The 24356-nt window shown below is 71.2% G+C and carries 24 protein-coding genes and 1 pseudogene; 11 read left to right on the plus strand and 14 right to left on the minus strand.

The window, feature by feature from the left end:
* The first annotated feature begins 20 nt into the window (after positions 1 to 20).
* From NAG42_RS31865 to NAG42_RS31875, 3 genes and pseudogenes are all read left to right on the plus strand, one after another.
* A pseudogene (locus tag NAG42_RS31865) lies at positions 21 to 511 on the plus strand (M67 family metallopeptidase).
* A 60-nt stretch (positions 512 to 571) separates the two neighbouring features.
* Positions 572 to 886: a MoaD family protein gene (locus NAG42_RS31870; protein ID WP_250035631.1), complete on the plus strand. Its 315-nt coding sequence runs from the start codon at positions 572 to 574 to the stop codon at positions 884 to 886.
* Between the two features lie 6 nt (positions 887 to 892).
* Positions 893 to 1858 (plus strand): PLP-dependent cysteine synthase family protein, encoded by a 966-nt coding sequence (locus NAG42_RS31875; RefSeq protein ID WP_250035633.1) that lies wholly within the window; start codon positions 893 to 895, stop codon positions 1856 to 1858.
* Between the two features lie 5 nt (positions 1859 to 1863).
* Here the strand turns inward: NAG42_RS31875 and NAG42_RS31880 are convergent, their stop codons facing one another.
* Entirely contained in the window at positions 1864 to 2274 is a 411-nt protein-coding gene (locus NAG42_RS31880; protein WP_250035634.1) for a hypothetical protein, read from the minus strand.
* 261 nt (positions 2275 to 2535) lie between these two features.
* Between NAG42_RS31880 and NAG42_RS31885 the strand changes: the two genes are divergently transcribed.
* The 5 genes from NAG42_RS31885 (at position 2536) to NAG42_RS31905 (ending at position 6267) form a co-directional block, all read left to right on the plus strand.
* Positions 2536 to 3282 (plus strand): MBL fold metallo-hydrolase, encoded by a 747-nt coding sequence (locus NAG42_RS31885; RefSeq protein WP_250035635.1) that lies wholly within the window; start codon positions 2536 to 2538, stop codon positions 3280 to 3282.
* A gap of 69 nt (positions 3283 to 3351) precedes the next feature.
* Entirely contained in the window at positions 3352 to 4554 is a 1203-nt protein-coding gene (locus NAG42_RS31890; protein ID WP_250035636.1) for a glycosyltransferase, read from the plus strand.
* A gap of 104 nt (positions 4555 to 4658) precedes the next feature.
* Positions 4659 to 5387, plus strand: coding sequence for a ribonuclease PH (rph, locus tag NAG42_RS31895; RefSeq protein ID WP_250035637.1), 729 nt, complete (start codon positions 4659 to 4661; stop codon positions 5385 to 5387).
* The gene (gene rdgB / locus NAG42_RS31900) at positions 5384 to 5998 is read left to right on the plus strand and encodes an RdgB/HAM1 family non-canonical purine NTP pyrophosphatase (RefSeq protein WP_250035638.1); all 615 of its coding nucleotides are present in this window, start codon (positions 5384 to 5386) and stop codon (positions 5996 to 5998) included. The genes rph and rdgB overlap by 4 nt, the downstream gene beginning before the upstream one ends.
* Before the next feature lie 92 nt (positions 5999 to 6090).
* Positions 6091 to 6267: a hypothetical protein gene (locus NAG42_RS31905; protein ID WP_250035639.1), complete on the plus strand. Its 177-nt coding sequence runs from the start codon at positions 6091 to 6093 to the stop codon at positions 6265 to 6267.
* An 18-nt stretch (positions 6268 to 6285) separates the two neighbouring features.
* Here NAG42_RS31905 and NAG42_RS31910 read toward each other — a convergent pair whose 3' ends face one another.
* The 12 genes from NAG42_RS31910 to NAG42_RS31965 form a co-directional block, all read right to left on the minus strand.
* Entirely contained in the window at positions 6286 to 6879 is a 594-nt protein-coding gene (locus NAG42_RS31910) for a DUF6346 domain-containing protein (protein ID WP_250035640.1), read from the minus strand.
* Between the two features lie 20 nt (positions 6880 to 6899).
* Positions 6900 to 7937: a hypothetical protein gene (locus NAG42_RS31915; RefSeq protein WP_250035641.1), complete on the minus strand. Its 1038-nt coding sequence runs from the start codon at positions 7935 to 7937 to the stop codon at positions 6900 to 6902.
* Positions 7934 to 8239, minus strand: coding sequence for a type VII secretion target (locus tag NAG42_RS31920; RefSeq protein WP_250035642.1), 306 nt, complete (start codon positions 8237 to 8239; stop codon positions 7934 to 7936). The genes NAG42_RS31915 and NAG42_RS31920 overlap by 4 nt, the downstream gene beginning before the upstream one ends.
* Positions 8240 to 8330: 91 nt before the next feature.
* Positions 8331 to 9866 (minus strand): histidine ammonia-lyase, encoded by a 1536-nt coding sequence (gene hutH, locus NAG42_RS31925; RefSeq protein ID WP_284046173.1) that lies wholly within the window; start codon positions 9864 to 9866, stop codon positions 8331 to 8333.
* Positions 9863 to 11047, minus strand: coding sequence for an imidazolonepropionase (gene hutI / locus NAG42_RS31930; protein WP_250035643.1), 1185 nt, complete (start codon positions 11045 to 11047; stop codon positions 9863 to 9865). Before hutI ends, hutH begins: the two co-directional genes overlap by 4 nt.
* 16 nt (positions 11048 to 11063) lie before the next feature.
* Positions 11064 to 12698 carry a formimidoylglutamate deiminase gene (locus NAG42_RS31935; RefSeq protein ID WP_250035644.1) on the minus strand — a complete coding sequence of 545 codons (1635 nt, stop codon included), beginning with the start codon at positions 12696 to 12698 and terminating at the stop codon, positions 11064 to 11066.
* A complete protein-coding gene (locus tag NAG42_RS31940; protein ID WP_250035646.1) occupies positions 12695 to 13870 on the minus strand; it encodes an allantoate amidohydrolase in 1176 nt (391 codons plus the stop codon). Before NAG42_RS31940 ends, NAG42_RS31935 begins: the two co-directional genes overlap by 4 nt.
* Positions 13867 to 15504: a urocanate hydratase gene (gene hutU / locus NAG42_RS31945; RefSeq protein WP_250035647.1), complete on the minus strand. Its 1638-nt coding sequence runs from the start codon at positions 15502 to 15504 to the stop codon at positions 13867 to 13869. Before hutU ends, NAG42_RS31940 begins: the two co-directional genes overlap by 4 nt.
* Positions 15505 to 15524: 20 nt before the next feature.
* The gene (locus tag NAG42_RS31950; protein ID WP_250035648.1) at positions 15525 to 16373 is read right to left on the minus strand and encodes a MurR/RpiR family transcriptional regulator; all 849 of its coding nucleotides are present in this window, start codon (positions 16371 to 16373) and stop codon (positions 15525 to 15527) included.
* Between the two features lie 166 nt (positions 16374 to 16539).
* A complete protein-coding gene (locus NAG42_RS31955; RefSeq protein ID WP_250035649.1) occupies positions 16540 to 18396 on the minus strand; it encodes a leucine--tRNA ligase in 1857 nt (618 codons plus the stop codon).
* Positions 18397 to 18401: 5 nt separating this feature from the next.
* Positions 18402 to 18974 (minus strand): hypothetical protein, encoded by a 573-nt coding sequence (locus NAG42_RS31960; protein WP_250035650.1) that lies wholly within the window; start codon positions 18972 to 18974, stop codon positions 18402 to 18404.
* Positions 18975 to 19031: 57 nt separating this feature from the next.
* Positions 19032 to 21065: a heavy metal translocating P-type ATPase gene (locus tag NAG42_RS31965; RefSeq protein WP_250035651.1), complete on the minus strand. Its 2034-nt coding sequence runs from the start codon at positions 21063 to 21065 to the stop codon at positions 19032 to 19034.
* A 310-nt stretch (positions 21066 to 21375) separates the two neighbouring features.
* Here NAG42_RS31965 and NAG42_RS31970 point away from each other — a divergent pair, with 310 nt between their 5' ends.
* The 3 genes from NAG42_RS31970 to NAG42_RS31980 all read left to right on the plus strand — a co-directional run bounded on the left by NAG42_RS31970 (position 21376) and on the right by NAG42_RS31980 (position 23767).
* Positions 21376 to 21912 (plus strand): hypothetical protein, encoded by a 537-nt coding sequence (locus NAG42_RS31970; RefSeq protein ID WP_250035652.1) that lies wholly within the window; start codon positions 21376 to 21378, stop codon positions 21910 to 21912.
* Positions 21913 to 21935: 23 nt separating this feature from the next.
* Entirely contained in the window at positions 21936 to 22733 is a 798-nt protein-coding gene (locus tag NAG42_RS31975) for an MOSC domain-containing protein (RefSeq protein WP_250035653.1), read from the plus strand.
* Positions 22734 to 22816: 83 nt separating this feature from the next.
* Positions 22817 to 23767 (plus strand): expansin EXLX1 family cellulose-binding protein, encoded by a 951-nt coding sequence (locus NAG42_RS31980; protein ID WP_250035654.1) that lies wholly within the window; start codon positions 22817 to 22819, stop codon positions 23765 to 23767.
* 54 nt (positions 23768 to 23821) lie between these two features.
* On the opposite strand, the gene NAG42_RS31985 is transcribed toward NAG42_RS31980, so the two are convergent.
* Positions 23822 to 24343: a GNAT family N-acetyltransferase gene (locus NAG42_RS31985; protein WP_250035655.1), complete on the minus strand. Its 522-nt coding sequence runs from the start codon at positions 24341 to 24343 to the stop codon at positions 23822 to 23824.
* Positions 24344 to 24356 lie beyond the last annotated feature (13 nt).

Consider the following 24356-nt stretch of genomic DNA (forward strand, 5'->3'; position numbering starts at 1 on the left):
CTCACGGTAATGTGAACAGCGTGCTGACCATCGACAGCGCGATCGTCGACGCGATCGTTGCCCACGCCCGCCGGGACCACCCCGACGAGGCCTGTGGCGTGATCGCCGGCCCGATCGGCAGCGACCTGCCGACCCGGCTCATTCCGATGGACAACGCCGCCCGGTCGATGACGTTCTACGAGTTCGACTCCATGGAGCAGCTGCGGGTGTGGCGCGAGATGGACGACAACGACGAGGAGCCGGTGGTCATCTACCACTCGCACACGGCCACCGAGGCTTATCCCTCGCGCACCGACATCTCGTTCGCCGGCGAGCCCGGCGCCCACTATGTGCTCGTTTCCACGCGCGAGAGCGACTCGGAAGAGATCCGATCGTTCCGCATAGTGGACGGCGTGGTGACCGAGGAAGAGATCAACATCGTGGATGCGACGGTAGACGCGTGATGGCTAGCGCTGTGCAGTCGTACATGTTCGGGCAGAGCCCGGTGTCGGTCGTTTACGAGTGTCGTTGACGACCACTCCGTAAGCGTCCCCTGCCCTCAGTTCTGCCTTCCTTTGGAGCATTCACAGCCATGGCTATCGAAGTTCGCGTTCCCACCATCCTGCGCAGCTACACCGGCGGCGCCAAGACCGTCGAGGGTGCCGGCGAGACGCTGAGCGCGCTGATCGACGACCTGGACACCAAGCACAACGGTCTCAAGGGACGGCTCATCACCACCGAGGGCGGCCTGCACCGGTTCGTCAACATCTACGTCAACGACGAGGACGTCCGCTTCCTGGGCGCGCTCGACGCCAAGCTCAGCGACGGTGACTCGATCACCATCCTCCCGGCCGTGGCCGGTGGCGCCCTGGGCTTCGCGGCGGCGGCCGCCCTCCTCGGGCGCTGACCGGGGATGGCTCGCTTCGAGAGCCTGCTTGACGCCTGTGGGGGCACGCCGCTCGTCGGCCTGCCCCGTCTGTCGCCGACGGTGCCCGACGGGGCACCGCCGGTGCGGCTCTGGGCCAAGCTGGAGGACCGCAACCCGACCGGGAGCATCAAGGACCGGGCCGCGCTCTTCATGGTGCGCGAGGCCGAGGAGTCCGGCCACCTGCACCCGGGCGACACCATCCTCGAGCCGACCAGCGGCAACACCGGCATCGCGCTGGCCATGGTGGCCAAGCTGCGAGGCTATCGCCTCGTCTGCGTGATGCCGGAGAACGTGTCGGCCGAGCGGATCCAGATCCTGCGGATGTACGGGGCGGAGATCCTCTTCTCGCCGGCCGCCGGCGGTTCCAACCAGGCGGTCGCGACGGCCAAGCAGATCGCCGTCGAGCACCCCGACTGGAAGATGCTGTATCAGTACGGCAACCCGGCCAACGCCCGCGCGCACTACGAGACCACCGGTCCCGAGCTGCTGCACGATCTGCCGACCATCACGCACTTCGTGGCCGGCCTGGGCACCACCGGCACGCTGATGGGCACCGGCCGCTTCCTCAAGGAGAAGGTCGACGGCATCCAGATCATCGCCGCCGAGCCGCGGTACGGCGAGCTGGTCTACGGGCTGCGCAACATCGACGAGGGCTACGTGCCCGAGCTGTACGACGCCAGCGTGCTCGACCGCCGGTTCTCGGTCGGCACCCGCGACGCCGTCCTGCGCACCCGCCAGCTCGTCGAGGTCGAGGGCATCTTCGCCGGCTTCTCCAGCGGCGCGATCCTGCACGCCGCGCTCGCCGTGGCCCACGAGGCAGTCAAAGCCGGCCGCGGTGCCGACGTGGCCTTCGTCATCGCCGACGGCGGCTGGAAATACCTCTCGACGGGGGCCTACGGCGGCACGCTCAACGACGCGGAAGAAGCCCTCGAAGGGCAACTGTGGGCATAGGCGCCTCAATAAAGGGCAGCTATCAGAATGTCGACGGTCAGCGGCCCGATCGCGCACACCAGCAGCAGCCATGGCAGGAACGCGCGGTGGATCGACAGGAACGCGCCGACCATCAGGGCAATGCTCAACAATCCGAATAGGGCGAGCGTCGGCACGTACCAGAACGGCGCTCCGCCCAGCACGGTGACGAATGCGCGCGCTCCCACGCCCACCACCGTGAAGCCCAGAAGGGCGGCCGCGCCGGCCATCGTGAGCAGGCGAGCAGTGGTCGGCGCCGGGTCGTCGGGGGCCGGGAACCGGAAAAGCGCCTCGTCGCCGTCCAGCGCCGCTCCGGCCGGTGTACTCTCCCACCCACCGAACGGCATGATTGCCGCCGCCTCGGTGTGCGTGGTGCGGTCTTTCTGGACCAGGGTCACGCTGCCTCCGTCTGTTCCGTCCTCAGAAGTCCTCACTTTGTGCAACGCAAACGACTCACCGGACGTAACGGGAATTGCGTTAATGGCCGAGGTCACGGGCGCTGTGATGTAGGTTGTCGATTTGGCGACAAATCGATCAGACGTATACATGGCGCGCAGGTCCCGGCGTACGCTTCGCTCCGTGATTGACTGGTCTGAAGAATGCCGCACGGACCGGTCGGGCGGGGCGTGTTCGACCCAGCGTGAGCCAGAGGGACCCGCATGCGACTGACCGTTCTCGGCTGTGCCGGCAGTTTTCCCGGCCCCGAGTCGGCTTGTTCCGCCTACCTCGTCGAGGCTGAGGGCTTCCGGCTGCTGGTCGACTTCGGGTCGGGTTCGTTGTCCGCGCTGCAGCGCTACTCGGACATGAACAAGATCGATGCGATCATCCTCACCCACCTGCACTGCGACCACATGCTGGACGCGTGCACCTACATCGTGGTCCGCCGCTACGACCCGTCCGGCCCGCTGCCGCCGGTGCCGGTCTACGCCCCGCTGGGTGCCGCCGAGCGCATCTCGGCCGCGTACAGCCAGGAGAGCGAGGCGATCGACGACGTCTACACCTTCTACGGCCTGCAGCCGGGGACGTTCCCGATCGGTCCTTTCACGATCACGGTCGACCGGGTCAACCATCCGATCGAGACCTATGGCGTCCGGATCGAGCACGGTGGGCGAGTGCTCGCGTACTCCTCGGACACGGCACCGTGCGAACCGCTGCTGCGACTCGCCGCGGGTGCGGATTTGTTTCTGTGTGAGGCGAGCTACCTGGACGGCGCCGAGAACCCTCCTGGCCTGCATCTCACCGGCGGTGAGGCGGGCGAGGCGGCCACCAAGGCCGACGTGGGCAAGCTGCTGCTGACCCATCTCGTGCCCGCGTGGGTCTCGGAGGCATCTATTGTGGATGCCGCCGTGGCCGCGTTTGCGGGACCGGTTGAGGTCGTGCGTCCCGGTGCCCGCTACGATCTCTAGGCCCTGGACCGGGGCGGGGGAGCGGTCCGGCTACTGAGCACCCGCAGATCGTGATCTTGGAGTTGTTGCATGCGCATCGTTCGCTTGGCCAACTTCGTGACAACCCACTCCGGTGGCCTGCGGACAGCCCTCCGCAACCTCGGCGAGGGCTACCAGCGAGCCGGCCACGAAGCGGTGCTGATCGTCCCCGGACGTGAACGCTCCGACAAGATGACCTCCCAGGGCCGGGTCATCACCCTGCCCAGCGCCCCGTTGCCCCGCACCGGCGGATACCGGGTCATGACCAGCCGGCGCGAGCTCACCAAGCTGCTCGACGAGCTGGAGCCCGACCGCCTCGAGGTCTCCGACCGCACCAGCCTGCGCTGGACGGGCGGCTGGGCCCGGCAGCGCGGCGTCGGCTCGATGATGGTGTCGCACGAGAGCCTGGCCGGCCTGCTCGGTGTCTGGGGCGTGCCCAAGCGCGACGCCGTGGCCGACAAGTTCAACCTGCGTACGGCCGAGTTCTTCGACCAGATCATCTGCACCACCTCGTTCGCGGCGGCCGAGTTCCGCCGGCTGGGCGTGCCCAACCTGACCGAGGTGCCGCTCGGCGTCGACCTCGACGAGTTCCACCCCGATCGCGCCGACGAGGCGGTCCGCGCCCGTTACGCCCGGCCCGGCGAGCTGCTCGTGGTCTTCTGCAGCCGGCTCTCCGGCCAGAAGCGGCCCGAGCTGGCCGTGGACACGATCGGCGTGCTGCGCAACGACAAGGTGCCCGCGGTCCTGGCGGTGGCCGGAGACGGCACCCGGCGGGCCGCGCTGGCCTATCGGGCGGCCCGGCTGCCGGTGCGCTTCGCCGGGCACATCGCCGACCGGTCCGCGGTGGCCGCCCTGCTGGCCAGTGCCGACGTGGTGCTCGCACCCGGCCCGGTCGAGACGTTCGGCCTGGCCGCTCTCGAGGCGCTGGCCTGCGGCACGCCGGTCGTGGTCAACGAGACGAGCGCCCTGCCCGAGGTCGTGGGCGTGGCCGGCGTCGCGGTGCCCGGCACCGCGGAGGCCTTCGCCGACGGCGTACGCCGCCTGATGGAACGCCCCGAGCCGGAGCGCCGGGCCGCCGCGCGGGCCCGGGCCGAGCACTTCGGCTGGCCGCAGGCGGTCGACGGCTTCCTGCGGGCGCACGGCGCCCTGCCCGACGTGGCGCTGGTGGGCCGTCCGCGGCCGACCGCCGTGCTGCGGCCCGCGGTGCCCCGCCCGGCCGGCCCGGCCGAGGCCGCAACCGGCTGGTTCGGCTGAGTCGTCCACAGGCGGGCCGAGTCATTCATCCAAGGCCGGCAGAGTTGTCCACAAGCTGCGGGGTGGATTCGGCGGTCCGGCCCGCGGCCTAATAAGGTTCAGGCATGGCACGCCCCGACGGCCGCACGGCCGACCAACTGCGCCCGGTGACCCTCAGCCGGAGCTGGAGCATCCACCCCGAGGGGTCGGTGCTCGTCGAGTTCGGCAACACCCGAGTGCTCTGCACCGCGAGCGTCACCGAGGGCGTGCCGCGCTGGCGCAAAGGCTCGGGTCTGGGCTGGGTCACCGCGGAATATGCGATGTTGCCCCGGGCCACCAACACCCGCGGCGACCGCGAGAGCATCAAGGGCAAGGTCGGCGGCCGCACCCACGAGATCTCCCGCCTGATCGGCCGCAGCCTGCGCGCCTGCATCGACCTCAAGGCGCTCGGCGAGAATTCGATCGTTCTCGACTGTGACGTGCTGCAGGCCGACGGCGGCACCCGCACCGCCGCGATCACCGGGGCCTATGTGGCGCTGCACGACGCGGTGGGCTGGCTGGCCGAGCGCAAGTCCCTGGCCGGCCGGGTGGAAAAGGTCATGCACCGCTCGATCCAGGCCGTCAGCGTCGGCATCATCGAGGGCGAGCCCCGCCTCGACCTGATGTATCTCGAGGACGTCGCGGCCGAGGTCGACATGAATGTGGTGTGCACCGGCGACGGCGACTTCGTCGAGGTGCAGGGCACCGGGGAGGACGGCGTCTTCCGCCGCGACCAGCTCGACGCGCTGCTCGATCTGGCCGTCGCCGGCTGCGCCGACCTGGCCGCCGCCCAGCAGAAGGCTCTGACCTCATGAGCGCCAAGCTCCTGCTGGCCACGGCCAACAAGAAGAAGCTGGTCGAGCTGCAGCGCATCCTCGACACGTCGCTCGGGGCCAACCGCGTCGCGCTGGTCGGCCTGGCTGACTACGAGGGCTACCCCGACGTCCCCGAGACCGGCCTCACCTTCGGGGAGAACGCGCTGATCAAGGCCCGTGAGGGGGCCAAGCGCACCAAGCTGCCCACGGTGGCCGACGACTCGGGCCTCGCGGTCGACGCGCTCAACGGCATGCCCGGCGTCTTCAGCGCCCGCTGGTCCGGCCGGCACGGTGACGACGAGGCCAACCTCGACCTGGTGCTGGGTCAGATCGCCGACGTGTCCGACGAGCAGCGGGGCGGCGCCTTCGTCTGCGCCGCGGCGCTCGTGCTGCCCAACGGCCGGGAGCATCTGGTCGAGGGCCGGCAGTCGGGCACGATCCTGCGCGCGCGTCGTGGCGAGGGCGGCTTCGGCTACGACCCGATCTTCCTGGGCGACGGCCAGACCCGCACCAACGCCGAGCTGTCACCGGCCGAGAAGGACGCGATCAGCCATCGGGGCAAGGCCTTCCGCGAGCTCTCCAAGGTCATCGCCCGCGAAGTGACGAGCTGACTCCGCTCTCAGGAAGCTGTCAACTTCCTGGGACATGCTTGAGGGAGCGGTTCTCGGGGTACCGCGTCCCGCAACAGCCTGGGGAGAAATTCATGCAGCTCCGGTTCGCCGCCCTCTTCGCGGCCACAGCGCTCGTCGGTCTTTCCGTGGTCTTCGCCAGCGAGCCCGTGACCTCCGACAGCGAGACCACGACGGCCGCCAAGACCTTCGTCGTCGTCGAGCCCAAGGTCAACGACTGCCCGTGGCAGACGACCGACCCCGCCGCCTGACGGCTGGCGCCTGACATCTCAGTTGCGGCGGCGCATGTCCTTGATCGTCTCGCGGAAGAACACGAAGATCCCGGCCGCGAAAAGGAAAGCAATCACCGCCAGGACAACCTGCACGGCGGTCACCCAGCCCCGGTCGGGCACCTCCGGCCGGGAGTAGCCGACGCTGCCGCGGGTGCCGGAGTTCTGGCCGATCTCGAAGGTGTCGCCGGGCTTCTCGCCCTTCATAAACCCGGGCTCGTCGATCAGGATCCGCGGGCCCGCGCCGTCGTTCCAGGTGATGCTGACGGTGCAGGCGTCGAAGTAGCCGAAACCCTTGGTCGTGATGGGCCCCTGCCGCTCGCAGCTCTCGACGGTCGCCGTGCCCTGGCGGCTCGCGTCAGCGAAGTCGGGGCCGGAGAACCGGCCGACGGTCCGCGAGCCCAGATAGAAGACGGTCGCCAGCGCGAGCAGGATCACGACGCCGAGCGCGCTGCCCCAGACGGTGCCGCGACGTTCCTCGACCACCGGCCTCTCCCGCGCCGCCCGGCTGCGGGCCACATTTTCCTCGGCCTCACCGAGCAGCTCGTCCATCCGCCGCCGGCGCTCGGCCCGGCGGTTGTCGTCGTCGGTCATCGCCCCATCCTCGCGATCGCCTAGAGCGGCAGATCGATCTGCGGCTTGTCGGGCTCGTCATTGTGCAGGGAACCGGCGGTGGTACCACCGTTCTGGATGCTGTTCATCTTGACGCCCTCGCGTAACGCGTCGGCCGCGATCTGGGCCTGCGTGCCGTGCACAACCGTGTCGCCCTGCGCCAAGGTCTTGTACGCGTGCTTGAAGCCACCCCAGGCGCCCTCGCTGTCGCTGATGTGGCTGTCGGCGGCGTGCAGCTTCGACGAGTTGAGGAACAGCGAACCGTACTGGAAGTCGGACATCGAGTCGTCCATGGTCCGGGCGATCCGGGTGCAGACCTGGGCGAGCGCGGGGAACTTGCTGCCCAGCGCGGTGATGGCGTCGCTGAGCTGGCGCATCACCCGCACGATCCGGCCGGCCCACTCGGCCACCATCAGCGCCACCTCGGCCAGGATCTTGGGGATCGTCACGACCAGCAGCGCCTGGACGGCCTTGGAGATCGCGGCCCCGACCAGCTCGGCGATCAGATCGCGGACCATGTTGCGGAACACGCCGACGATCGCGCCGGCGATCAGCGTGGCCTCGGCCATCGCGTCGGCGACCTCGCCCAGCGCCAGGCTGCTGTCGGCCATCGTGGACGCCTTCGCGCGATAGGCCGTGACCGCGTCGGAGACCCAGCGCGACGTCGCGGTGCTCACCTGGCCGGCGAAGTAGTCGGTGGCCTCGTACGTCCGGGCCTGCAGGTTGCGCCAGGTGGCGGCGTGACCCTCGATCTCCTTGGGGTCGCCGAGCAGGGCGTCCAGCGGCTCCCGCAGGCAGTCCAGGTGCTCCATGAGCCAGCCGACACCGGCCGCGAAGACCGCCTGGAACGGATCCATGATCGCGCCCAGCGCGCTCAGCCCGACCACCGCGGCGTTGCCGGCGGCGCCGAAGTAGTTCTCCTCCTTGATGCCGTCCTTGACACCCATGGCCGCCTCGAGGATGCCGGCACCCTCGTATCCCTTGGTCTCGGCCTCGGGCGCGATCAGGCTCGACCGGGACAGCGCGGCCGCGTCGCTCATCGCGTGCCCTTGATCCGGTCGGCGGCCCGCTCGTCGGTGTGCTCGTAGTCGTCGGCCAGCGCGCGCACCTGGCCGGCCAGGCCATTCATGCCGTCCACAGTCTTCTGGTACGCGGCGATCGCCTCATCCGCGTGCGGATTCATGTAGACATTCGCGATCACGGCACCCACGAAGTATCCGTACGCGTTGCTGGACACGCGGATGTGCGCCGCCGCGGCCCGTGCCTCGTCGAGCATGCGCCCCGTCTCGTCGACGTCGCGCGCGTGCCGCCGAACCTCCTCGGGCGGAACCTCAATGCCCATCGTGTCCCCCGGATCCACATCTCTAGGCAGCGCTAAGCACGCTAGCCCATCCGGGCCAGCCTGGCTGCACCCCATCGATGTGGATCAACCGTCACCGCAGCGGGCCGACGGCGTCCTCGATCCGGGCGCGCAGGTCGCGGCCCGCCACGACCGACCGGGCGGCCTCGAGCGCCGGGGCCAGGAACAGGTCGGGGCCGGGCCGGCCCGCGGCGGGCTCGAGGGCGGCGATCGCGGCCCGGCCGGCCGGCGACGGGACGAGCGGCTCGCGCAGCTGCAGGCCGCGGACCGCGGAGATCAGTTCGACGGCGAGCAGGCTGGTCAGATTGTCGAGGACCGTGCGCAGCTTCTTGGTGGCGGCCCAGCCCATCGAGACGTGGTCCTCCTGCATGCCGCTGGTCGGCAGCGAGTCGACCGAGGCGGGTGCGGCCAGCCGGCGGTTCTCGGCGACGATCCCGGCCGCCGTGTACTGGGCGATCATCAGGCCCGAGTTGACACCGGCGTCGGGGGAGAGGAACGGCGGCAGCCGGCGGTTGCGCGTCACGTCGAGCAGGCGGTCGACGCGGCGTTCGGCGATCGCGCCCACCTCGGCGGCGGCGATGGCCAGGAAGTCGGCGGCGAAGCCGAGCGGCGCGCCGTGGAAGTTGCCGGTCGACTCGACCCGCCCGTCGGGCAGCACGACCGGGTTGTCCACCACGGACACCAGCTCGCGGGCGGCGGTCGTGCGGACGAAATCGAGCGTGTCGCGGGCGGCTCCGGCCACCTGCGGGGCGCAGCGCATCGAATACGCGTCCTGCACCGCGTGGGCCAGGTCGTCGCGGTGCGAATCCATGATCGCCGAGCCCTGGAGCAGCTGGAGGATGTTGGCGGCCGAGGCCGACTGGCCGGGGTGCGGGCGGATCTCGTGCAGCTCGGGCAGGAACGGCCGCTCCGAGCCCAGCATCGCCTCGATCGCCAGCGCCGCGGTCACGTCGGCCATCGCGAACAGGTGCGCGGCGTCGTCAATGGCGAGCAGCAGCATGCCCAGCATGCCGTCGGTGCCGTTGATCAGCGCCAGCCCCTCCTTGGCGGCCAGCTCGAGCGGCTCGATGCCGGCCGTGTGCAGCGCCTCGGCCGCGGCCAGGCGGGCGCCGTCCTTGCCCAGCACCCAGCCCTCGCCGAGCAGCACGATCGCGCAGTGGGCCAGCGGGGCCAGGTCGCCCGAGGCGCCCAGCGAGCCGTGCTCGGGCACCCACGGGGTGATGTCGTGGTTGAGCAGGTCGGCCAGGCCCTGGGCGAGCACCGGGCGGACACCCGAGCGGCCCAGCGCGAGCGAGCGCAGCCGCAGCAGCATCATCGCCCGCACCACCTCGCGGGGCATGGGCGCGCCGATGCCGGCCGCGTGCGAGCGGATCAGCGCGTGCTGGAGCTCGGCTCGGCGCTCGGGGGCGATGGACGTGTTGGCCAGCGCGCCGAAGCCGGTCGACACCCCGTACACGGGACGGCCGGAGGCCTCGATCCGGTCGACGATCTCGCGGCTCGTGGCCATGGCGGTGACGGTCTCGGGGGCGATCTCGACGCGGGCGTCACCGCGAGCGACCGCGAGCACATCGGCCGGAGTCACGCCGGTGGGCTGGACTGTGACGATCATGATGACTGGCCTTCGGTGAGTTCGAACGCGTCGGACAGCAGTCCGCCGTGCAGGATCTGTTTGATCAGGGGAACGCCGGGCCGGTAGGCCAGGTGCAGGTGGGACGGCGCGTCGAGCACCGCCAGGTCGGCCCGGGCACCGGGGCGCAACCGGCCGATGTCGTCGCGGCGCAAGGCCCGCGCGCCGCCGGCGGTCGCCGCGAACACGGCTTCGGCCGGTGTCATCCGCATGTCCCGGACGGCGAGCGCGATGCAGAACGGCATCGACGAGGTGTAGGAGGAGCCGGGATTGCAGTCGGTGGCGAGCGCCACCGAGACGCCGGCGTCGATCAGCCGGCGCGCGTCGGGGTAGGGCGAGCGGGTCGAGAACTCGGCTCCGGGCAGCAGCGTGGCGACCGTCGCCGATCCGGCCAGCGCGTCGACATCGGCGCTGCTCAGATGCGTGCAGTGGTCGGCGCTGGCCGCCCCCAGCTCGACCGCGAGCCGGACGCCGGGCCCCTCGGCCAGCTGGTTGGCGTGCACCCGGAGCCCCAGGCCCTTGCGGCGGCCGGCGGTCAGGATCGCCCGGGTCTGCTCCTCGTCGAAGGCGCCGCGCTCGCAGAACACGTCGATCCATTTCGCGTACGGGGCGCAGGCCTCCAGCATCGGGCCGCGCACCAGATCCACGTACTCGCCGGGGTCGCTCCCGGCCGGCACCACGTGCGCGCCGAGGAACGTCGTCTCGTCGCTCAGCTCGCGCGCGATCCGCAACGACCGGGCCTCGTCGGCGACGTTCAGCCCGTACCCGCTCTTGATCTCGATCGTGGTGGTGCCCTGCCGCCGCGCCTCACCGACGAGCCGCCGGGCCCGGCCGAGCAGCTCGTCGTCGCCGGCCGCCCGGGTTGCCGCGACCGTGGTGCGGATGCCACCGCCGGTGTACGGCTCGCCGGCCATCCGCGCGCCGAACTCGGCCGCCCGGTCACCGGCGAAGACCAGGTGCGCGTGACTGTCCACAAAGCCCGGCAGGACGGCGCCGCCCCGGGCGTCGATCCGCTGATCGGCCGCGGGGGCCTGCGATGACGGGCCGATCCAGGCGATGCGGTCGCCCTCGATCGCCACGGCCACGTCTTTCCGTACGCCGAGCAGGCCCTCGCCCTCGTCATTGGTGACCAGCTCGCCGATGTTGTCGATGACGATGCTCATGGGCGCCGCTCCTCGCTCATGGGCGCCGCTCCTCGACGAATGACCGTGCCGCCGCGGAAGGTGCGCGCCCGTCGGTGGTGAGTGGGCTGTCGTCGGTGGTGAGTGCGCGCCCGTCGGTGGTGAGCGCGCGTTCGTCGGTGGTGAGCGCGCGTTCATCGGCGGGAAGCGCGCGCCCGTCGGCGGGAAGCGCTCGATCTCCTGGGAGCGCCTCCGGATCACGGGGAAGCGGGCCTTGGCGGCCGGTGAGTGCCGTGATCGCGGCGCTGAGTGCGCGCGGGACGTCGATCGCGGTGTGGCGGCCCTCGGACACGATCATCCGGCCGTCCGCCACGACGTGCGTGATGTCGGCTGCCGTCGCGGCCAGAACGGCCTGTGCGGGATCGGCTCCGGCAGTGCGGACGGTGTCGAGCGCCACGCAGACGAAGTCGGCCCGGTGGCCGGGGGCGAGGTCTCCGGCGTCGAACCAGCCGATCGACCTGTGGTTGGCCGCGGCGGCGATCAACTCGGCCGGGGTGAACCGGCCGCGCTGCTCGCTGGCCAGCCGGTCGTTCATCTCCAGACCCCGCAGCTCCTCGAACTGGTCGATCACGGCGTGGCTGTCGCTGCCCAGGCTCAGCGCCGCGCCGGCCCCGGCCAACCGGCGGGCCGGCCCGATGCCGTCGGCGAGGTCGCGTTCGGTGGTGGGGCAGAAGCACACCTGGTGATCGCCAAGGATGTCGATGTCGCGATCGGTGAGGTGGGTAGCGTGCACGGCCACGGTCATCGGCTGCCAGACGCCGTGCGCCTCGAGCAGCTCGGTCGGTGTGCAACCGTGGACAGCCTGGCACTGCTCGTTCTCGGCGCGTTGCTCGGAGAGATGCACGTGCACGGGCTGGCCGTCGGTGCGGTGGGCGAAGGTCGACATGACATCGGCCGGGACCGCCCGGACCGAGTGCAGGGCCGCGCCGATCTTGGCGTGCGGCTGGGCGCGCAGCAGGTCGGTGCGGGCCGACCAGCCGTCCAGGTCGCCATCGCCGTAGCGGCGCTGCACTCCCTCGAGCGGTTTGGCGTCCACACCGGACGTCAGATAGAGCGTGTCCAGCAACGTGATCCGGATGCCGGCGTCGGCCGCTGCCTGGAGAAGCGCGTGACCCATCGCGTTCGGATCGCCGTAGGGCACGCCGTCGGGGCCGTGGTGCAGGTAGTGGAACTCGCCGACCGCGGTGATCCCGGACAGGGCCATCTCGGCATACACGCCGCGGGCCAGCGCGTAGTAGGAGTCCGGATCGAGGCGGCCGGCGACCGCGTACATGAGGTCGCGCCACGTCCAGAAACTGCCGCCGCCCGCGTGCGTGCGCCCCCGCAAAGCCCGGTGAAAGGCATGCGAATGCGCGTTCGCAAAGCCCGGCAGAACCAGGCCAGGCAGGTGGATGCCCGTTTTGTCCGCGCCAGGGGTGGGGAAGGTGGGCGCGGGGGCCGGGGGAGCGCCCGCGGTGGGCGCGCCGGCTGCGCTGGGCGCGGCGGCAAGGGGACTGCCCGGGGCGGGCTCGCCGGTGGAAGGGCTGCCTGCGGTCGGGGTGATGGCGGTGATCACGCCGTCGTGGACGTCGATGCGGACGTTGCGGGCGAGGCGGCCGCTCGTCCAGGCGTACTCGGCGAAGTAGACAGTCATGTCAGGTCGCCGAGGACCCGGGCGAGCGCCTCGATGCCCGCCACGCAATCCTCCGGTTCGGCGTGCTCGGCCGGGGAGTGCGAGACACCCGTCGGGTTGCGCACGAACAGCATCGCGGTCGGCACGTGGGCCGACAGCACTCCCGCGTCGTGCCCCGCGCCCGTCGGCAGGATCGGCGCTCCGCCGAGCAGCCCGGCGATCCGTGCCGCCAGCGACTCCTCGAAGGTCACCTCGGCACTGAACGACTCCGGCGTCACCGTGATCCCGGTGCCGTCCCGCCCGGCCCGCTCGTGCGCCCGCTTGATCACCGCGTCGACGACCCCGTCCAGCGTGCCGGTCTCGGCCGCCCGCGCGTCCAGCCAGCCCCGCACCAGCGACGGGATCGCGTTGGTGGCGTTCGGCTCGACCTCGACCCGGGCCATCGTCGCGTGCGCCCCGGCCAGCCGGGCCTCCTTGTTGGCCGCCAGCACCGTGTACGCGAAGGTCAGCATCGGGTCGCGCCGGTCGGCCATCCGGGTGGTGCCCGCGTGGTCGCCGATGCCGGTGAAATCGAACCGCCAGCGCCCGTGCGGCCAGATCGCGCTGGCCACCCCGACCGGCACGTCGAGCGCGCGCCCCTGCTCGATGTGCAGCTCGACCAGCGAGTTGATCCGGCCGGTCAGCCCGGGCAGCCGGCCCGCGGGTGTGTCGCCGAGGGCCTCACCGAACGTGATGCCCTCCCGGTCGGTCAACGCCGCCGCCTGCGCGGGCTCGATCGCACCGCTCAGGAGGCGGGACCCGAGGCACGGTACGCCGAACCGGCCCCCCTCCTCCTCGACGAACGCGACGACGGCGATCGGCCGCCGCGGCACGTGCCCCCGCCGGCGCAGCTCGTCGACCGCCAGGAACGCGCTGACGATGCCGAGTGGCCCGTCGAAGCCCCCGCCGTGCGGCACCGAGTCGAAGTGCGAGCCGGTGAGCACCGCGTCGTGGCCCCACTGGTCACCCCACCAGGCGAACAGGTTGCCGTTGCCGTCGTCGGTGACCGCCATGTCCCGGCGGGCGGCCTGGTTGCGGAACCAGTCGCGCAGCACCAGTTCCGGTTCCTCCAGCGCGTAACGCAGGTAGCCCCCGTTGCGGACCCGCCCGATCGGCGCGATCCCGTTCCACAGCTCGGCGAACGTCGCGGTCACCGGGCGTCCCGCATCGGGAGGTGCACGCCCGCGGCGGCCTGCGACTCGTAGCCGGCGTCGACGTGCCGCATCACACCCGTACCGGGGTCGTTGGTCAGCACCCGCTCGATCTTCTGCCCGGCCAGCGGCGTGCCGTCGGCCACACAGACCTGACCGGCGTGGATCGAGCGGCCGATGCCGACGCCGCCGCCGTGGTGGATCGACACCCAGCTCGCGCCGCTGGCCGTGTTGAGCAGGGCGTTGAGCAGCGGCCAGTCGGCGATCGCGTCGGAGCCGTCGAGCATCGACTCGGTCTCGCGGTAGGGCGAGGCGACCGAGCCCGAGTCGAGGTGGTCGCGGCCGATCACCAGCGGCGCCTTGAGCTCGCCCGACGCCACCATGTCGTTGAAGCGCACGCCGGCCTTGTCCCGCTCGCCGTAGCCGAGCCAGCAGATCCGGGCCGGCAGGCCCTGGAACGCGACGCGCTCCTCGGCCATCTTCATCCACCGGGCCAGCGACTCGTTCTCCGGGAAGAGCTCGAGGATGGCCTTGTCGGTCGCCGCGATGTCGGCCGGGTCACCCGAGAGCGCGGCCCAGCGGAACGGCCCCTTGCCCTCGGCGAAGAGCGGCCGGATGTACGCCGGGACGAAGCCCGGGAAGTCGAAGGCGCGCTGATAGCCGGCCAGCTGGGCCTCGCCGCGGATCGAGTTGCCGTAGTCGAACACCTCGGCCCCGGCGTCGAGGAAGCCGACCATGGCGGCGACCTGCTTGGCCATGCTGCCACGGGCGCGCTCGGTGAACTCCTCGGGCTTCGTCCGTGCGTACTCGGCGGCGTCGGCCAGTTCGACGCCGACCGGCAGATACGACAACGGGTCGTGCGCGCTGGTCTGGTCGGTGACGATGTCGATCTCGACGCCGCGGGTCAGGATCTCGCCGAACACGAGCGCGGCGTTGCCGACCACCCCGATCGACACCGCGCGCTTCTCCCGCTTGGCCTTCTCGGCCCGGGCCAGCGCGTCGTCGAGGTCGTCGGCGATCTCGTCGAGGTAGCGGGTGTCGACGCGGCGCCGCAGACGGGTCCGGTCGACGTCGACGATCAGGCAGACGCCGCCGTTCATGGTCACCGCGAGCGGCTGGGCGCCGCCCATGCCGCCGCAGCCGCCGGTCAGGGTCAGCGTGCCGGCCAGGGTGCCGTTGAACCGCTTGGCGGCGACGGCGGCGAAGGTCTCGTAGGTGCCCTGCAGGATGCCCTGGGTGCCGATGTAGATCCAGGACCCGGCGGTCATCTGGCCGTACATGGTCAGGCCGAGGTTCTCCAACCGGCGGAACTCGGGCCAGGTGGCCCAGTCGCCGACGAGGTTGGAGTTGGCGATCAGCACCCGCGGGGCCCATTCATGCGTACGGAACACACCCACCGGACGGCCCGACTGCACCAGCAGCGTCTCATCGCCGGCCAGCACGTCGAGCTCCCGCACGATCGCGTGGAAGGACGGCCAGTCCCGCGCGGCCCGTCCGGTGCCGCCATAGACCACCAGGTCCTCGGGGCGCTCGGCCACGTCGGGGTCGAGGTTGTTCATCAGCATCCGCTTGGCCGCCTCCTGCGGCCAGCCCTGGGCGGTGTACGCCGTTCCGCGCGGTGCCCTGATCTCCGACATCGTCGACCTTCCTGTTCTTCTCAAGCCTGGAAAATCTGCCGGCGCGCGGCCGTGGCCTCGAACTGCTCCAGCCGCCGCTGCACCGGCTCCGGGTCGGCGTCGCACATCGCCTGCAGCAGCACCATGGCCATCGCCATCGGCCCGGTGTGCAGGTCGAAGACGAGCCGGGTGCCGACCGCGGCGGGCAGCACGACGTCGGCGTGCTCGGCCACCGGGGAGACGGCCGAGTCGGTGATCGCGACCACCGCGTACCCCATGCCCCGGGCCTCCCGGATCGCCTCGAGCGACTCCCGCGGATAGCGCGGCAGCACCAGGGCCAGCATGGCACCGGCACCGGCGGCCCGGGCCTGATCGAGCCGGTCGACCAGCGACGTCCCGCCCGCGTCGAGCACGCGCACATCCGGGTGCACCTTGCTGGCGAAATACCCGAAATAGCCGGCCAGGGGCGCCGCCGACCGCAACCCGAGCACCGGCAGAGGCCGGCTCGCGATCAGGAGCTCGGCCCCCCGGCGTACGTCATCGAGCCGCTCCAGCTGGTGGCAGAGCCGCCCCAAATGCTCGGCCTCAGCGGCCACCGCCGTCTGCAGGGCGTTGTGCTCCCGCCCGCCGTCGCCGTCCGAACCCCCGGTGAGCTCGCGGAGCACCCGCCGCAAGGCCGGGTAACCGTCGTAGCCGAGAGCCATGGCGAAGCGGGTGACCGAGGGCTGACTGACCCCGGCCAGGTCGGCGACCTCGGCCGCGGAGAGGTAGGCGGCCTTGCCGGCGTGCTCGACCAGGCAGTGGGCTATGCGCCGCTGGGTCGGAGTGAGCCGGGCCCCGGCAAACAGGTCGAGCACCCGCTCGCCCACCCTGACCACTCCGTCATTCACCCACGCAGCTTATGCATGAAATCTTTCAGCGCGCTAGAGGTTGGCGCCCGATCGCCGGAACGGCCCGCCGCCGACGGCGTCGTTGTGACGTTGCCACCAGGAGCAGCGCGAGAACACCGGTGGTCAGCAGGATGATCCACCGGACCCGCGTTCCGGGGGGCGACGATCAGGCCGTGAGCAGGTTGACCAGCGAGGGTGGCCGGACGATGGCGCGGGTCACCGGGCGGCCGGCCACGGCCAGCGCGAGCCTCTCGAGGTCGGCGGCGTTGATGCCGGCCGGCACCTCGAGGCGGTGCCGGACCTTGCCGTCCACCTGGACGACGCAGGTCACGGTGCGGTCGGCGGCCAGGGCGGGGTCGATGGCGGGCCACCCGGCGCGGGCCACCCCCGGGGCGTGGCCGAGACGCGACCACATCTCCTCGGCGGTGTAGGGCGTGACGAGGGACAGCACCACGGCCAGTGCTTCGACGGCCTCGCGGGTCGCCGGGTCGCCGGGCGGCGCGTGACGGGCGGCGTTGGCCAGCTGCATCGCGCGGGCGACGACCACGTTGAACCGGCGGTGCTCCATCAGGTCGGTGATCTGGCGCAGCAGCCGGTGGGTGGTGCGGCGCAGCTCGGTGTCACCCTGCTCGAACGGGACACCGGGAGCGGACGTCACGCCGGCGGCCAGGCGCAACACGCGGTCCAGGAAGCGCACCGAACCGTCGGGCGACACGTCGGCCCAGTCGATGTCCTCCTCCGGCGGGCCGGCGAACACCATGGTCAGGCGCACCGCGTCGACGCCGTACCGGTCGAGCTGCTCGCCCAGGCGGACCAGGTTGCCCCGGGACTTGCTCATCGCCGCGCCGTGCAGAATCACCTGACCCTGGGTGAGCAGGCGGCGGAACGGCTCACCGAAATCGATCAGGCCGAGGTCACGCAGAGCCTTCGTGAAGAACCGGGCGTAGAGCAGGTGCAGCACAGCGTGGTCCGGTCCGCCGATGTACTGATCGACCGGCATCCACCGCCGCACCTCGTCCGGATCGAACGGCCCTTTCCCGTACGAGGGGGAGCAGTACCGCAGGAAATACCAGGACGAGTCGACGAAGGTGTCGAGCGTGTCCGTGTCCCGCTCGGCCGGCTCGCCGCAGCGCGGGCAGTCGACGGCCACCCAGTCGCGGGCGGCGGCCAGCGGCGAGACACCCTTCGGCGTCAGGTCGGCTCCGCGCAGATCGGGCAGCAGCACCGGCAGCTGGTCATCGGGCACCGGCACGATCCCGCATGCTCCACAGTGCACGACCGGGATGGGGCAACCCCAGTAGCGCTGGCGCGAGATCAGCCAGTCGTGCAGCCGATAGGTGCCGCCGGCCCGGCCGATCCAGTTGCGCTGCATGGTCAGGACGGCGGCGGGCCACCGGCCCTCGAGCTCGGCCAGGTCGTCGAGCAGCTGATCGGCGTACGCGGTGATCTTGAGAAACCACTGGGTGAGCTCGCGTGTGGTGACCGGGCTGTCGCACCGCTCGCACCGGCCGTCGATCACCTGCTCGTTGGCCAGCACGGTCTGGTCGACGGGACACCAGTTGACCGGGGCGGGGCGGCGCTCGGCCAGACCGCCCCCGAGCAGCCGCAGGAACAACCATTGCGTCCAGCGGTAGTAGGACGGGTCGCTGGTGTGCAGGCGGGTGCGCCAGTCGATGGACGTGGCGAAGCGGCGGAACGTCTCGGCCTGCGTCGCGATGTTGGCGTAGGTCCAGTCGGCCGGGTGCGTGCCGCGTTTGATCGCCGCGTTCTCGGCGGGCAGCCCGAACGAGTCCCACCCCACCGGGTGCAGCACGTCGTGACCCAGCTGAATCCAGTACCGCGCCACGGCATCGCCGAACGCGTACGCCTCCGCGTGCCCCATGTGCAGGTCGCCCGAGGGATAGGCGAACATGTCGACCACCGTGCGGCGCTCCCCGCCCGAGGAGCCGGCGGCGAAGAGATCGAGCGACTCCCACACCGGCCGCCATCGTGCTTCCAGCGCAGCGAAGTCGTAGTCACCCATGCCTTCTACGGTGGTAGGACCGCTGCAGCACGCGCAACACAAATCCCGGCCGCATGAGCACCGACGGCGGGTCGAGCAGCTGCTGCACCCGGACGAAGGCGCGGTTGATGCCGGCGTCGATCTGGGACGCGTAGGGCGCGGGCCGAGAGCGTCGCGCACGTCATACCCTGCCCATAGATCGGGTTGACGCTGCAGATCGCGTCGCCGAGCGCCACGTGTCCCGGCGGCGGTGTGTCCAGGCTCTCGAAGAGCCGTCGCCGCGACGACGGGAACTTCGCCACGACGATCTCGCTGAGCGGCTCGGCCCGGTCGAGCAGCTCGCCCAGGATCGGGTCGGGCAGCTCGCCCGCGGCGATCAGCTCCTCCTCGAAACCGGGGAAGAGCATGCTCAGCTCGCGCAGCCCCGAGGCGAGCAGGATGTGCGGCTGGCTGCCCTGCGGCACCCCACGCCGGGGCACGGCCTCGTCCGGCAGCGTGTCGCGGTCGAGCACGGTCACCTGGTCGTACCGGTCATGCAGCACCCGGGCGGCGGCCAGGCCCGCCACCCCGGCCCCGACGACCACCGCTGTGTTGTCCACGGTGTCCAGTCAACCGAGGTGGCGAGGGTCGTGGCGACACTCAGTCGGATCGCCGACCTACTGATCGTCGGGTGCGAGGCGCACGCGGCGCAGGAGCTGGGCGTTCAGGGCGACCACGATGGTCGAGGCGCTCATCATGACGGCGCCGACGGCGGGGCTCAGGGTGAAGCCGGTCCAGGCCAGGACGCCGGCGGCCAGCGGGATGGCGACGACGTTGTAGCCGGCCGCCCAGGCCAGGTTCTGGATCATCTTGCGGTAGGACGCCCGGGACAGCTTGATCACGCTGCTCACGGCGCGCGGGTCGGAGGAGGCCAGCACCACGCCGGCCGACTCGATCGCCACGTCGGTGCCGGCACCGATGGCCAGGCCCACGTCGGCGCGGGCCAGCGCGGGAGCGTCGTTGACACCGTCGCCGACCATGGCCACGCTCAGGCCGCGGCGCTGCAGGTCGGCCACCGCCTTGTCCTTGTCGGCCGGCAGCACCTCGGCGAAGACCTCGTCGAGACCCAGGTCGGCCGCGACGGCCTCGGCCACCGGGCGGGCGTCACCGGTGATCATCACGATCTTCTCGATGCCCTGCGCCCGCAGCTGCCGGATCGCCTGGCGGGCCTCGGGGCGGATCTCGTCCTCCAGCGCGAACGCCCCGATCACCGCGGGCTCGTCGCCGCCCAGCCGCACGAGGTGCAGCACGGCGGCACCCCGGTGGGACCAGGCCTCGGCCGGGGCGGTCAGATCGGCGGGGGCCGTGGCGGTCAGCTCCCGGAGCAGGGCGGGGCCGCCCACGGCGTACGCCCGGTCGTCGACCACGGCCTGGACGCCGCGACCGGTCAGCGAGCGGAAGCCGGTGGCGGAGGCCGTGAGCCCGCGCTCCCGGGCCACCGACACGAGTGCCTTGGCCAGCGGGTGTTCACTGTCGCTCTCGACGGCGGCCGCGATCCTCAGCACGTCGTCCTCGGTGTGACCGGCCGTGGCGGCGACTCCGGTGACCGTGTGTGCGCCCTTGGTCAGGGTGCCGGTCTTGTCGAAGAGAACAGCATTCACCGTACGCATCCGCTCGAGCGCCAGCCGGTCCTTGACCAGGATGCCGGCGCGGGCCGAGAGCGCCGTGGACAGGGCGATCACCAGCGGGATGGCCAGGCCGAGGGCGTGCGGGCAGGCGATCACCAGCACCGTCACGGTCCGGACGACCGACTGGTCGAGGTCGCCCAACGTCCACCACGTCACGAAGGTGACGAGCCCCGCCCCGGCCGCGACGTAGAACAGCCAGGCGGCGAACCGGTCGGCCAGCACCTGAGCCCGGCCGCCGGCCGCCTGGGCCTGGGCGACCAGGCGTCCGATGCCGGCCAGGGCGGTGTTCTCACCCACGGCGTCGACGTCGACCCGGACGGCCGAATCGGTGGCCACCGTGCCGGCCACGACGCGGTCTCCCGGCGTACGGGAAACCGGTCTCGACTCTCCGGTGATCATCGACTCGTCCATCTCGGCGGTCCCCTCGACGATGCGACCGTCGGCGGGCACCCGGCCACCCGAGCGCACCAGCACCCGGTCGCCGACCCCCAGATCCGAGACCGGTACGTCGTCGATCGAGCCGTCGGGCCGGATGCGCGCGGCCCGGTCGGGCAACAGGGCGGCCAGCGCGGCCAAGGCGCCCTGGGCCTGGCCGATCGCCTTCATCTCCTGCCAGTGGCCCAGCAGCATGATCGTGACGAGCGCGGCCAGCTCCCACCAGAAGTCCAGCTCGAACAGTCCGATGCTGGTGGCGAGCGAGGCGGCGTAGGCGACCGTGATGGCCATCGCGATCAGCAGCATCATGCCCGGCGCGCGGGTGCGGATCTCGGCGAGCGCCCCGGTCAGGAACGGCCACCCGCCATAGAGGAGGACGACCGTGCCGAGCACCGGCCCGACCGCGCCGATGCCCGGGAAGTCCAGCGAGTAGCCGAACCACTCCATGACCATCTCGCTGGTCACGACGATCGGAACGGTGAGGACAAGGCTCAGCCAGAACTTGCGCCGAAACACCTCCGGGTCGTGCCCCGCATGCTCCCCGTGCCCACCGTGCATCTCGGGCGCGTGCTGATGAGTCTCGATCATTTGCTGCCACCTCCGTTCCGAACCATATACCCCCTGGGGGTACCAAGTCATCAACCGCAGGAGGGCGGAGTGATGGCGTGGAACACATCCGCGGGACTGGATGATCCGCCGATGCGGACCGGCCACGGTGGACAAAGTGCGAAGACGAAAAGGTGATGGCTGAGGTGGTGCCGGACACCCATGCTGTTCCGGCCGGAAACCCGGCGAACCGTCGGAGGTGTTGAGAATCAGAGCATCCACGCCCTCGGATCCCGCGCCCGCTCCTCGAGGCGGGCGCTTCGGATTCTTCGGGGATCAGAACGTCGTCGGCATGATGACCGCGGCCGGTGTGGTGCTCGCCCTGATCGGCGTGATCATCGCCTACCTGGCCTGGCGCGGGGATGAAGGCGAACGACGGAACGTCGCCGGCGGCGACGCGTCCCCCTCGATCGCACCGAGCAATGCGTCAGGCAACGCATCGAGCTCCACGCCCGCCGGGCCCCTGCGCTATCAACTCGACGCCGGCAGCCTCGACGACCGGACCGTGCGGGTGGCCGCGACCACCTCGGGTGCTCCTGAAGCCTCCACGGCCTACTGGTTCATCCTCGAGATCAACTGGGGTGACGGGAACACCGACTACTACCCGCGCCGCGACCTCAAGGGTGACGCCGCGACGTTCGATGTGACCATCCCGGCCGACGCGAGCACCGACGTGGTGCGGACCGGCAAGGTGTACGCCCTGACCCCCGCCCAGGCTTCTCAGGCCCAGGTCTACCTCGACCGGCAGGCCAACCCGGCCGCCGACGACGACTTCTTCGACAACCCGCCCGGCGAGGCCAAGTCGGCGGGGGTTCGGCTGCCGTTCTGAGACGGGCGTGCAAGGCTTCGAGGATGCGCATCACGGCCCTGTACACGTACCCGGTCAAGGGGTGTCATCGCCTCGAGCACGACACCGCCGCGGTCGAGCCGTGGGGTCTGGCCGGTGACCGCCGATGGCTGATGGTCGACGCCGAGGGCGTCGGGATCACTCAGCGCGACACCCCCGTCCTGACCCGGCTGACCGTCACTCCACGAGCCGGCGGCCTCGAGCTCAGCGCCCCCGGCCTGCCGCCGCTGTCGGTCGACGAGCCCGCCGACGGGCCGGAGGAGCAGGTGCGGGTGTTCCGGGCCAAGGAGCCGGTGCCCGCCCGCGTGGCCGAGAAGGAGTGGAGCACCCGCTTCCTGGGCCGGGACGCCCGGCTGGTCTGGCAGGCCGACCCGACCGGCCGCACGATCGAGGAGCAGGCGCTGCCCGGCGACCGGGTGAGCTTCGCCGACGGCTATCCCGTGCTGCTGGCCAACGAGGGGTCGCTGGCCGCGCTCAACGACTGGCTCGTCGAGGCGGGGGAGGAGGCGGTGCCGGTGACCCGGTTCCGGCCCAACCTGGTGATCGGCGGCGCCGAGCCGTGGATCGAGGACGGCTGGCTCGGGCGGCGGCTGCGGATCGGCGATCTGACCTTCCGGGCGGCCAAGGAGTGCGCCCGCTGCGTGGTCACCACGATCGATCAGGAGACCGGGGAGAAGGGCCGGCAGCCGCTGCGCATGCTGGGCGCGCGCCGGCGCTTCGATACCGGGCTACTCTTCGCAATCAATCTCATTCCTGACAAATTGGGCGTCGTGCGGCTCGGTGACACGGTGGGGGTCGGGTGAACGGATGAAGCCCGCCACCCGAGTCTTAGGAGTGTCTTAGGTAAGTTGCCGCCGCGACGGGAACGCGCGCAGGATCGCTCACCGTGACCGCATCTCGTCTGTTCTCGCCCCGCTGGCTCGCCTTCGGCGGCGCCGGTGTCCTCGCCGCTGTCCTCGGAGTGGCGCTCGTGCTGCAGAACAGCGGCTCGGCCTGTGCCGCCCCGCCGTCCACGTCGGCCGCCAAGGGGAAGGCGACGTACTTCTCGCTCGACGGCACGCTCGGCAACTGCTCGTTCCCGAGCCCGCCGGCCGACGACCTCTTCGTGGCCCTCGGTCAGAAGAACCAGTACTCCCAGGGCGCGGCCTGCGGCACCTACATCGACGTCACCGGGCCCAAGGGCAAGGTGCGGGTCAAGGTCATCGACTCCTGCCCGGAGTGCCCGGCCGGTCACCTCGACCTGAGCCTCACCGCGTTCAAGAAGATCGGCAAGCAGTCCGACGGCATCATCCCGATCACCTATCGGACGGTGCCCGGCGCGTCGGTTCCGGGCCCGCTTTCCGTACGGGTGAAGGAAGGCTCCTCGCAGTACTGGCTGAGTGTGCTGATCGACAACCACGCCAGCCGGCTCGCCTCGGTGAAGATCGCCTCCAAGGGCGGCAGCTTCCGCACCGCGTCGCGCGAGGACTACAACTACTGGACGATCCCCAGCGGCGCCGGCAGCGGCCCCTTCAAGGTCAAGGTCACCGACGTGTACGGGAACTCGGCCACCCTCGGCGGCATCAAGCTCGCGGTCGGGAAGACCCAGAAGACCACGGCCAAGCTCGGCGGAAGCGTCAAGGTGAAGCCGGAGTCGCAGTCCGCCAAGAAGGTCACCAAGACCAAGAAGGCCACCCCCAAGGTCACGAAGACCACCGCCGCCCCCAAGCCGGCCCCGTCGAAGTCGTCGCCCGCGGCCGCCCCGCTGCTCGAGTCGACCGCCGTGGCGGCGCCCACGGCCACCCAGCCCGCCCCGCTCGACGCCAACCTGGCCGCCGACTCACCCCGCTGTTCCTGACCGTCCCCACCGCACCCGGCCGGACGCGATCCTCCGTCGCGCCCGGCCGGGTCGTCAGGACGTCAGGGTCAGCCACAGGTGGATCTCGTCGCGGTCGTCGCCCGTCCCGACCCGCAGCGCCCCGGGCAGCCGGCCGACCTCGCGATAGCCCAGCCCGGCATAGAACCTCTCGACGCCCGCGCCGGCCCGCACGGTGACCTGGATGGCGTCCAGGCCCAGGTCGCGGGCGAGCCGCTCGGCCTCGAGCATCAGCGCGGCGCCGTAGCCGCGGCCCTGCCGGTGTGGGGTGACCATGACCCGCTTGAGCACCCGCCAGTGCTCCTTGAGCTCGAAGCGGTTGCTGACCACGAAGAGCAGCGCGACCAGTTCGCCGTCGTCGGTGGCGATCAGCAGCCGATCGACCCCCGACTCCACCGCGGCGAACGCGGCGTCGGCCACCGGCTGGACCTCCGCACCGGTCACCGGGCCGACGAAGCCCACCGCCCCGCCGGCGTTGGTCACGTCGGTCCAGAGCGCGACGATGCTCGCGCGCAACGCGCCGGTGAGCGGCGGATCCACCTCGAAGTGCAATCCCATGCCGCCATCATCG

The sequence above is a fragment of the Paractinoplanes maris genome, from assembly GCF_023544465.1.
GTDB lineage: Bacteria > Actinomycetota > Actinomycetes > Mycobacteriales > Micromonosporaceae > Actinoplanes > Actinoplanes maris.

Excerpts from the sequence above, each read along its gene's own strand:
- NAG42_RS31870 (WP_250035631.1), top strand. The coding sequence starts at position 572 with ATGGCTATCGAAGTTCGCGTTCCCACCATCCTGCGCAGCTACACCGGC.
- NAG42_RS31875 (WP_250035633.1), top strand. The coding sequence starts at position 893 with ATGGCTCGCTTCGAGAGCCTGCTTGACGCCTGTGGGGGCACGCCGCTC.
- NAG42_RS31885 (WP_250035635.1), top strand. The coding sequence starts at position 2,536 with ATGCGACTGACCGTTCTCGGCTGTGCCGGCAGTTTTCCCGGCCCCGAG.
- NAG42_RS31890 (WP_250035636.1), top strand. The coding sequence starts at position 3,352 with ATGCGCATCGTTCGCTTGGCCAACTTCGTGACAACCCACTCCGGTGGC.
- rph (WP_250035637.1), top strand. The coding sequence starts at position 4,659 with ATGGCACGCCCCGACGGCCGCACGGCCGACCAACTGCGCCCGGTGACC.
- rdgB (WP_250035638.1), top strand. The coding sequence starts at position 5,384 with ATGAGCGCCAAGCTCCTGCTGGCCACGGCCAACAAGAAGAAGCTGGTC.
- NAG42_RS31905 (WP_250035639.1), top strand. The coding sequence starts at position 6,091 with ATGCAGCTCCGGTTCGCCGCCCTCTTCGCGGCCACAGCGCTCGTCGGT.
- NAG42_RS31910 (WP_250035640.1), bottom strand. The coding sequence starts at position 6,879 with ATGACCGACGACGACAACCGCCGGGCCGAGCGCCGGCGGCGGATGGAC.
- NAG42_RS31915 (WP_250035641.1), bottom strand. The coding sequence starts at position 7,937 with ATGAGCGACGCGGCCGCGCTGTCCCGGTCGAGCCTGATCGCGCCCGAG.
- NAG42_RS31920 (WP_250035642.1), bottom strand. The coding sequence starts at position 8,239 with ATGGGCATTGAGGTTCCGCCCGAGGAGGTTCGGCGGCACGCGCGCGAC.
- hutH (WP_284046173.1), bottom strand. The coding sequence starts at position 9,866 with ATGATCGTCACAGTCCAGCCCACCGGCGTGACTCCGGCCGATGTGCTC.
- hutI (WP_250035643.1), bottom strand. The coding sequence starts at position 11,047 with ATGAGCATCGTCATCGACAACATCGGCGAGCTGGTCACCAATGACGAG.
- NAG42_RS31935 (WP_250035644.1), bottom strand. The coding sequence starts at position 12,698 with ATGACTGTCTACTTCGCCGAGTACGCCTGGACGAGCGGCCGCCTCGCC.
- hutU (WP_250035647.1), bottom strand. The coding sequence starts at position 15,504 with ATGTCGGAGATCAGGGCACCGCGCGGAACGGCGTACACCGCCCAGGGC.
- NAG42_RS31955 (WP_250035649.1), bottom strand. The coding sequence starts at position 18,396 with ATGGGTGACTACGACTTCGCTGCGCTGGAAGCACGATGGCGGCCGGTG.
- NAG42_RS31965 (WP_250035651.1), bottom strand. The coding sequence starts at position 21,065 with ATGATCGAGACTCATCAGCACGCGCCCGAGATGCACGGTGGGCACGGG.
- NAG42_RS31970 (WP_250035652.1), top strand. The coding sequence starts at position 21,376 with ATGATGACCGCGGCCGGTGTGGTGCTCGCCCTGATCGGCGTGATCATC.
- NAG42_RS31975 (WP_250035653.1), top strand. The coding sequence starts at position 21,936 with ATGCGCATCACGGCCCTGTACACGTACCCGGTCAAGGGGTGTCATCGC.
- NAG42_RS31985 (WP_250035655.1), bottom strand. The coding sequence starts at position 24,343 with ATGGGATTGCACTTCGAGGTGGATCCGCCGCTCACCGGCGCGTTGCGC.